The following is an 8423-nucleotide window of genomic DNA, read 5'->3' as shown; positions in this document are numbered from 1 at the left end:
GTTTCAGCAGCGCCGGGTTCTTGAGCTTCTCTTCAAAGCGTTCGCGCGCGAGCTTAGTGATCGCCGTGCTGCCCGGAGCCAGGCCGACGTAACGCTGCAGGCGGTCGAGCGCCTTGGCGCGGCGCGCCGGATCGGTCTGGTCCTGCAGCAGCGCCTGTTCGCCCTGGAACACGAGCTGGCCGACATCGGTGAACGGCAGCAGGAGTTTTTCGTTGAGCTCGCTGCCTTCGATCTGCTGATCGGCCGCATGCAGCATGATGTCGATGTCCTGGCGGACGAACGGATTCTCCTCGGTCTTCTGATCCTTCTGCAGCGTTTCCTTGGCGCTGCGCAAGGCTGAGCGCTGGCGTTCGCCGTTGTTCGGACCGAGATCGGCGACGCGGTCGTCGTAGCCGGGCAGGCCGAAGAACGAGGCGAACTCCGGTGCGAATTCGGCCTGCGCCTTGAGCAGCGGCTGGGCCAACTCGTTGCTGCGCTTGACCCAGTCCGGGGCAGGCCGCACCGCGGTGGCGGCGGGCTTCGTCGCCGCGACGACATCTTTTGCGCAAACCGCGGTGGTGTTGCCAAGCGAAACGCAGGCGAGCGCACAGGCGCTGGCCAGAAGCAGACGACGCATCGGAATTCTCCTGGAGCGGGAAACGGAACGGGTCAGTTGGCCAAGTTTGTCAGCAAACGCCGATCGTGGCCTGTTGCGAAAGTCATGCACGCCGGCGTCTTGCCGCGGAGCCGTACCGAAACGGCTCAATGCAACCAGCGTCCGAGGCGTTTGCGCCGCGGTTCGTTCTCGGCGTTCGCGCGATGCGGGGAACCGGCGAGTTCTTCGGGCGCCAGCGGCGCGTCGATCCAGTAGTGGGCGACGGCGCCGACCGCCGCGGGCAGCTGCGCGAGGCAGTCGTCGTATTCCTGTTCCGAGAGCGGCGCGAAATCCGCGTCGGTGGCAAACACGCCTTCCTCGACCGCGAGCGCCATGATCGGTCCGAGCAGTTCGGTCAAGTGCGAATCGACGCCGAGGCGCGATTCCCACAGGCGTGCGCGCAGGTCGACGCCGCGAGAGAAACCCTCGCACCAGCCGAGCGCCGACAGCGCGGTATCGCCGTCGTCGAGCTCGATTTCGCCGAGGATGGGCTCGTAACTGTCGGCCTCGACCTCGACCTCGACGCTTTCCGACAGGCGCGCGAGCAGTTCGAGCACGCGCCGACCCTCGTCCTCGTCGGCGAAGGGTTCATGCAGGATCTCGGGCAGCCACTCGTCGGGCGAGACCTTCTCCGGACCGATGCCGATCGCGGTGAGCAGGCCATGCACGCCGTCGAGCAGCAGGTGATCATCGCCCGCGTGCGCACGCAGGAACTGGTCGAGCTCTTCCAGCTCGCTGTCGTCGAGTTCGGCGGGCCAATCGTCGTGCTGCGAAAAATCCGTCATCGGGAAATTCTACACCGCGGATTCCGGATTCCGTTCATTCGCCGCAGTTCGTCCTGTCAATCGAGTTCGAGCAGCACCGGCGTGTGATCGGACGGCCGCTCCCAGGTGCGCGGCACGCGATCGATGCTTGCCGCGCGGCAGCGTGAACGCAGCGCCTCGCTCGCAAGCACGAGGTCGATGCGCATGCCGAGATTGCGGCGGAAGCCGGCCTGGCGGTAGTCCCACCACGAATACTGCCCCGCCTCGTCGTTGAACAGGCGGAACGTGTCGTGCAAGCCGAGGTCGACGATCGCCTTGAGCGCGTCACGCTCGGGCGTCGAGCAGAGGATCTGTTCCTTCCACGCGACCGGGTCATAGATGTCGCGATCGTCTGGCGTGATATTGAAATCGCCGAGCACGACGAGGTTCGGATGACGCCGGATCTCCTCGGCAAGGAACGCGCGCACCTTGGCCAGCCAGTCGAGCTTGTACGCGTATTTCTCCGTGCCGACATCCTGGCCGTTGACCACGTAGAGATCGGCGATGCGCAAGTCGCCAACGCTGGCGATCAAGATGCGACGCTGCGGATCGTCGAGGCCCGGAATGTCGGTGACGACGTCGCGCGGCTCCTCGCGCGCGAGGATCGCCACGCCGTTGTAGGTCTTCTGCCCGGAGAATGCGACGCGATAGCCCGTGGCCTCGATCGCCTCGCGCGGAAACTTGCTGTCCTCTGTCTTCGTTTCCTGCAGCGCGACGATGTCGGGCCGCGCCTCGGCCAGCCATGTCGTCAGATGCGGCAGGCGCACGTTGAGCGAATTGACGTTCCAGCTGGCGATTTTCATGCTGCGGTTCCGGATCGGGGTCGCTCAATAGTACGGTGCTGGAGCGACGATCACGACCCTGCCGAGATAGGCCCGCGCTGCCTCGCGGTCGCGCGCGGCTTCTTCGCCGATCCATTCGCGGAACGCGCCGATCTTGCGCGCGCGGTCGCGCGCCTGCGGATAGGCGAACCAGAACGCGCGGCCGTCGCCGGCGACGAAATCGTGCGCGGGAACGAGGCGTCCGGTGTCGATCTCGTTGCGGAACAGGATCGGCGAGCCGATCGCGATGCCCTGTCCCGCCACTGCGGCGGCGATGTCGAGGTATTCGCTCGACAGCGTCGTGCGGAAGCGGCTCGGTGGCGGCGCTGCGGAAAAGCCGCGCGCGCGGTACCACAAGGCCCACCAGTCGTAGCGTCCGAGCAAAGGCACCTCGACCGGCTTGCGCGGATCGGCGATCGCCGTGGCTTCGCGCTTGAGTTCAGGGGAGCAGAGCGGCATGAAGATGCTCGGGAACAATTCGTGTGCACGCAGTCCCGGCCAGCGGCCGTGGCCATTGCGGATCGCTGCGTCGTAGCGGCTCGCGGTGAGGTCTTCGGCGAGCGGCGAGAGATCCAGTTCGAGCGAAATTTCCGCGTGACGGCTGCGGAAGCGCCCGAGCTTCGGCGTCAGCCAGCTGGTACCGAGGCTCGGCAGTGTCGTCAGCGACAGGCGCGCTTCGTCGGCTTCCGCGGCGCGCAGGAAGCTCGCGCGCAGAGTGTCGAACGCGATCGTGGCTTCGCGTGCGGCGAGCAGGCCCGGTTCGGTCAACGACACGTGCTGCGCGTGGCGCACGAACAGGCGCACGCCGGTTTGCTGCTCGAGCCGGCGGACGTGGTAGCTGACCGCCGCGGCCGTGGTGTCGAGCTCCTGTGCCGCCTTGGCGAAACTGCCATGGCGCGCCGCGGCCTCGAAGGCGCGGATGGCGATCAGTGACGGCAGTCGGCGTTCGGGCAGCATAAATGCGGCTTAGCCTGCGCACCGATATTCGCATTGTCAACGCCGGGTGCCGATCACCACACTCCGCACCAGCCAACCCACCCCTTGCGGAGATTCCGATGTCGCATCCGTCTCGCCGTCACTTTCTCGCCCAAGCCATCGCCGCCGCCAGCCTGCCGCTTTCGTCGGCATGGGCTCCGCGGCTCTTTGCCGCCGAGGGCAAGCCCGCCGATCCGTCCGCGCATGCGCACGACTGGGACTGGCTGATCGGCAACTGGGACGTCAAACACAGCCGCCTCAAGGAGCGCCTCGTCGGCGACACCCGTTGGGAGGAATTCCGCGGCAAGAGCGCGCTCTGGTCCGTGCTCGACGGCTCCGGAAACCTCGACGACAACTGGCTCGACCTGCCGGGCGGCGCCTACTACGGCCTGACCCTGCGCGCATTCGACCCCGCCGCCGGCAGCTGGGCGATCTGGTGGCTCGACGGCCGCAATCCGACCCACATCGATCCGCCGGTGCGAGGCAGTTTCGCCGGAGACGTGGGCACCTTCGTTGGGCGCGACACGTTCAAGGGCCGCCCGATCATCATGCGTTTCCACTGGCGCGACATCCACAGCGCCCGGCCCTGGTGGGAACAGGATTTTTCCCCAGACGAAGGCAAGACCTGGGAGATCAACTGGCGCAACTGGTTCACGCGCACGCAGGCCACGCCGACGCCGTTGCCGAAGCGCACAGATGCGCCGCACGACTTCGACTTCTTGGTCGGCAGCTGGAAAGTGCGCCACCGGCGCTTGCGCGACGATTCGCCCGATGCCAGCCAATGGGACGAGTTCGACGGCACGCTGGTGAACTGGCCCGTGCTCGGCGGTCACGGCAACGTCGGCGACAACGTGATGAACCTGCCCGGCAACCCGATCCGCGGCATCGGCCTGCGCGCGTTCGATCCCGCGACGAAACAATGGCAGGTGTGGTGGCTCAGCAAAAGCCATCCCGCGGAGATTGGGTCGCCGATCCGCGGCGGTTTCGTCGACGGCGTCGGCACGTTCATCGGCGAAGACACGGTCGACGGACGCACGATCAAGACCCGCGCAATCTGGTCGCATATCACCGCGCGTTCGGCGCGCTGGGAACAGGCCTCGTCCGCGGATGGCGTGAACTGGAAGACGAACTGGGTCAGCGAACTCGCGCGCGCGTAGCTTCGGCGCAGTTCAGCCCTCACCTGTGGCGACGGCCTTCTGCCACAGCGCGAGGCCGTGCTCGGCCGAGAGCCGCGTGGCGGCGAGCGCTTCGTTCGGCAGCGTGCCGAAGTAGAACGGCCGGCGCGGCACGCGCGCGAAATTCTTGCCGCGGATGCGCACGTATTCGTCGTGGAACTCCTTCCACGGATGCGCGGCCTTGGTCGCGTTGCTCGCCACGCCGCCGTGGAACTGATGGAAGCTCGCCTCGCCGAGCAACATCACGTAGTCGCCCTGCGTGCGCGACACCGCACGCTGGAAGAAATCGAGCGCGACGAGGCCGCCGCCGCGCGCGACGAAACGTTCGTCGAAGCCGCCGAGATCGAGATAGTCGCGCTTGCCGATGCCGAAACAGCTCGTCTCGAACGGACAGCCGAACCAGGCCATGCCCGGATCGGCGAACGCACCCGCGATCGTGTAGAGCCGATAGCCGTTGTCGCGCCAGCCGCTGCGCGCGAGCAGGCCGTCCTCGATCTGTTGGTTGTAACCCTCGGCCACCGATTCGTTCTGCTGCTTCGGACCGAGATGGAACGGTGCCGTGGCGAGGAATGGCGAGGCGAACTGCGCGAACGCCCGCTGCGCCAGCGCGTAGATGCCCGGCGAGAGGACATGCGCGCCGTCGATGATCACGAGCAGATGCTCGCCGCGCGCGTCGCGGCAGGCCGCGTTGATCGCCGCCGCCGGCGACACCGATTTCGTCTCGACGAGCCGGTATCGGAATTCCGGCCCGAACGCGCGAACGTCCGCCTCGTTCAATGGCAGCGTCGAACCATGGTCGAGCGCGATCACCTCGAATTCGATCACGCCCGCGTCGTGCTGGTACGCCCGCGTCAGCGAATGCAGCGTGTTCATCGCCTCGCGGCGATTGTTGTGGAAGTTGACGACGATCGACAGCATCGCCGCGTGTTTACGCCGCCAGACCGTAGCTGCGCAGCAGAGCCTCGGGTTCGGGTTCGCGGCCGCGGAATTCGACGAAGCTCTCCAGTGCCGGTCGCGAGCCGCCGACGGCGAGTACGCTGCGGCGGAAGGCATCGCCCGCGGCGCGGTCGAACACGCCCGCCTCCTCGAAGCGCGAGAACGCGTCGGCCGAAAGCAGTTCGGCCCAAAGGTAGCTGTAGTAGCCCGCCGCGTAGCCGCCGGCGAAGATATGGCCGAACGCGTGCGGCATGCGCTGCCACGACGGCGGCACGACGACGGCGACCTCGTCGCGCACTTCGCGCAGGATCTCCATCGTTCGCGCGCCGCGCATGGGATCGAATTCCAGGTGCAGGCGGAAATCGAACAGGCCGAATTCGAGCTGGCGCACGAGGAACAGGCCGGCGTGGTAGTGGCGCGCCGCGAGCATGCGCTGGAACAGTTCGTCGGGCAGCGGCTCGCCGGTCTTCCAGTGTTTCGCGAACAGCGCGAGGCCTTCGCGTTGCCAGGCGAAGTTCTCCATGAACTGGCTCGGCAGTTCGACCGCATCCCACTCGACGCCGTCGATGCCGGCGACGCTCGGCAGATCGATCTCGGTCAGCATGTGGTGCAGGCCGTGGCCGGTTTCGTGGAACAGCGTGACCACGTCGTCGTGCGTGAGCAGCGACGGCATGTCCTTGGTTGGCGGTGCGAAATTGCAGGTGAGATACGCGACGGGCGGATGCGTTTCGCCGCCGTCCTTGTAGCGCGAGCGACAGGTGTCCATCCACGCGCCGCCGCGCTTGCCCGAGCGCGCGTAGAGGTCGAAGTAGGCGCCGGCGATCGTCTTGCCCTGCGCATCGACCACGTCGTAGTAGCGCACGTCGGCATGCCAGACCTCGACATCTCGACGTGCGCGGAAGCTGACTCCGAACACGCGCTCGACGATCGCGAACAGGCCCGCGATCGCCGCCTCGGCCGGAAAGTAGGGTTTGAGTTCCTCTTCGCTGAGCGCGTACTTCTTCAGGCGCAGTTTTTCCGCGGCGTAGGCCACGTCCCACGGTTGCAGGTCGGCGATGAAAAGTTCGGCGCGAGCGAATTCGCGCAATTCGTCGAGTTCGCGCAGCGCGACCGGCTTGGCGCGTGCCGCGAGATCGCGCAGAAACGCGAGCACGCGCTCGGGCGTGCCGGCCATCTTGGTCGCGAGCGAATCCTCGGCCGCGTTCTTGAAGCCGATCAGCTGCGCGCCTTCGTGGCGTAGCGCCATGATCTGCTCGATGCGCTGCGAGTTGTCGAACTGGCCCGCGTTCGGACCCTGGTCCGAGGCGCGCGTCTGGTATGCGACGTAGACGCGCTCGCGCAAGCCGCGATCGTCGGCGTAGGTCAGCACCGCGGTGACGCTGGGTTGCTTGAGCGTGACCAGCCAGCCTTCCTGTTCCGCTTCTTCGGCGTACTGTTTCAGCAGTGCGCGCTCGGCCTCGGGCAGTCCGGCCAGCTGCGCTTCGCCGATCTTTTCCGACCACGCTTCGGTTGCATCGAGCACGGCGTTCTCGAACTCGTTCGACAGCTTGGACAATTGGTTTGCGATTTCCTTGAAGCGCGAACGCGCCGGCTCCTCGAGCGCGACGCCGGACATGCGGAAATCGCGCAGCGCGTGCTCGACCAACGTGCGAGCCGGGCGCGCCAGGTTGGCAAAATCGGTGCGATCGGCAACGGCTTTCACCGCGGCGTAGAGCGCACGGTTCTGGCCGAGCTCGGTGGAGAACTCGGTGATCTTCTCCAGCGCCGCCGAATACGCTTCGCGCAGCGCTGGCGAATCGGCCACGGCATGCAGGTGCGAGACCGGCGACCAGGCGCGCTCCACGCGCATCTCGAGCGTCTCCTGCGGCAGCATCGTATTGGCGAAATTACGCGGCGCCGAGCCGGAAGTCAGCGCGTCGACTTCCTTCTGATAATCGGCAAGCACGGCATCGATGGCAGACCCGACATGTTCGGGCTTGATTGCGGCGAAGGGCGGCAGGGCGGAATCGGCGAGCAGGGGATTGGTTTCGGTCATTGCAGGACAGGTTCGTTGTGCGAAATTTTTGACTCGCCATTCCAGCATGCTTTCAGCCGGAATCACGAATGGGGAACATGCAACGTGATGCGTTGTTTCAGGAAAATCAAGCCATCACGGCGTTAGCATAAACGAATGGGCAACACCGATCCGGCAGCTTCGTCCGATGATCTGCAGGCATTCCTGCGCGGCATCGACCTGTTCGCCCCGCTGGGTGCGGCGGGCATCGCCGAACTCGCCGGCGAGCTGGAAACGCGCCTGCTGCCGGGCGGCGCAGTACTGTTCGACCCAGGCGACGCTGCCGACGCGCTCTACGTCGTGCGCAGCGGCGGCCTCGCCGCGTACCGGCGCGAAGCCGATGCCGTGTTGACCCTGCTCGGCATGATCGGCACCGGCGAGGTGGCCGGCGAGATCAGCCTGATTGCGCGCACGGCGCGCACCTCGCTCGTGCGCGCGTTGCGCGACAGCATCGTCCTGCGCCTGTCGGCCGATGCCTTCCATCGCCTCGTCGCGAAGTATCCGCAGGCGATGCTGCACACGGTCGGCGTCACCGCACGGCATCTGCTCGAACGGCCCGGGCAGGCGCGCTACTCGACGCCGCGCACGTTCGCGATCCTGCCGCACGACGCGGGCGTCGACGCGCAGGGCTTCGCCCGCGATCTCGCCGCAGCATTGTCGCGTTACGGTTCGTGCGCCCTGATCGATGCGGTCGCCGCGCGCGGCCGCGACGTGGCCTGGCTGCATGAAATCGAAGCCGCGCATCGCTACGTGCTCCTGCTCGGCGACGCGGGCGAAAGCGCATGGCGCGAACAGTGCGCGCGCCAGGCCGACGCGTTCCTGCTGCCGGTCAACGCCGCGGACACGGCGAGCGCATGGCCCGAAGTCGCCTTCATCAATGCCGAGCGCACGGCGCTGCGCACGCGCCATCTCGTCCTCCTGCATGCAGGTGATATCGGCCTCGGCCGCGCGGCGGCGTGGCTGGCGCAATTGCGCGACGCAAGCCACCATCACGTGCGCGGCGGCAGCGCCGTCGCCGACGTCGAG

8 protein-coding genes are annotated in these 8423 nt (G+C 66.8%); 2 read left to right on the top strand and 6 right to left on the bottom strand.

Annotated elements, in window-relative coordinates; all coding sequences use genetic code 11:
* The 4 genes from VF497_RS18210 to VF497_RS18195 form a co-directional block, all read right to left on the bottom strand.
* On the bottom strand, positions 1–616 hold a 616-nt coding region (locus VF497_RS18210; RefSeq protein WP_330891440.1), incomplete at its 3' end, for a DUF885 family protein.
* 125 nt (positions 617–741) lie between these two features.
* Positions 742–1419 carry a YecA family protein gene (locus VF497_RS18205; RefSeq protein WP_330891436.1) on the bottom strand — a complete coding sequence of 226 codons (678 nt, stop codon included), beginning with the start codon at positions 1417–1419 and terminating at the stop codon, positions 742–744.
* A gap of 56 nt (positions 1420–1475) precedes the next feature.
* Positions 1476–2240 (bottom strand): exodeoxyribonuclease III, encoded by a 765-nt coding sequence (gene xth, locus VF497_RS18200; RefSeq protein WP_330891434.1) that lies wholly within the window; start codon positions 2238–2240, stop codon positions 1476–1478.
* A 24-nt stretch (positions 2241–2264) separates the two neighbouring features.
* Positions 2265–3215 carry a LysR substrate-binding domain-containing protein gene (locus VF497_RS18195; RefSeq protein WP_330891431.1) on the bottom strand — a complete coding sequence of 317 codons (951 nt, stop codon included), beginning with the start codon at positions 3213–3215 and terminating at the stop codon, positions 2265–2267.
* Positions 3216–3313: 98 nt separating this feature from the next.
* On the opposite strand from VF497_RS18195, the gene VF497_RS18190 reads away from it, so the two are divergent.
* Positions 3314–4390 (top strand): hypothetical protein, encoded by a 1077-nt coding sequence (locus VF497_RS18190; protein WP_330891428.1) that lies wholly within the window; start codon positions 3314–3316, stop codon positions 4388–4390.
* 12 nt (positions 4391–4402) lie between these two features.
* On the opposite strand, the gene VF497_RS18185 is transcribed toward VF497_RS18190, so the two are convergent.
* Entirely contained in the window at positions 4403–5326 is a 924-nt protein-coding gene (locus VF497_RS18185; protein ID WP_330891426.1) for a hypothetical protein, read from the bottom strand.
* Between the two features lie 10 nt (positions 5327–5336).
* A complete protein-coding gene (locus VF497_RS18180; protein ID WP_330891424.1) occupies positions 5337–7379 on the bottom strand; it encodes a M3 family metallopeptidase in 2043 nt (680 codons plus the stop codon).
* A 135-nt stretch (positions 7380–7514) separates the two neighbouring features.
* On the opposite strand from VF497_RS18180, the gene VF497_RS18175 reads away from it, so the two are divergent.
* On the top strand, positions 7515–8423 hold a 909-nt coding region (locus tag VF497_RS18175; RefSeq protein WP_330891422.1), incomplete at its 3' end, for a cyclic nucleotide-binding domain-containing protein.

Origin of the sequence: Rudaea sp. (assembly GCF_036383415.1) — a bacterium.
In the GTDB taxonomy this organism is placed as follows: Bacteria; Pseudomonadota; Gammaproteobacteria; order Xanthomonadales; family Rhodanobacteraceae; genus Rudaea.
This window is presented reverse-complemented; position numbering and strand designations above follow the sequence as displayed.

Excerpts from the sequence above, each read along its gene's own strand:
- xth (WP_330891434.1), bottom strand. The coding sequence starts at position 2,240 with ATGAAAATCGCCAGCTGGAACGTCAATTCGCTCAACGTGCGCCTGCCG.
- VF497_RS18205 (WP_330891436.1), bottom strand. The coding sequence starts at position 1,419 with ATGACGGATTTTTCGCAGCACGACGATTGGCCCGCCGAACTCGACGAC.
- VF497_RS18195 (WP_330891431.1), bottom strand. The coding sequence starts at position 3,215 with ATGCTGCCCGAACGCCGACTGCCGTCACTGATCGCCATCCGCGCCTTC.
- VF497_RS18185 (WP_330891426.1), bottom strand. The coding sequence starts at position 5,326 with ATGCTGTCGATCGTCGTCAACTTCCACAACAATCGCCGCGAGGCGATG.
- VF497_RS18180 (WP_330891424.1), bottom strand. The coding sequence starts at position 7,379 with ATGACCGAAACCAATCCCCTGCTCGCCGATTCCGCCCTGCCGCCCTTC.
- VF497_RS18190 (WP_330891428.1), top strand. The coding sequence starts at position 3,314 with ATGTCGCATCCGTCTCGCCGTCACTTTCTCGCCCAAGCCATCGCCGCC.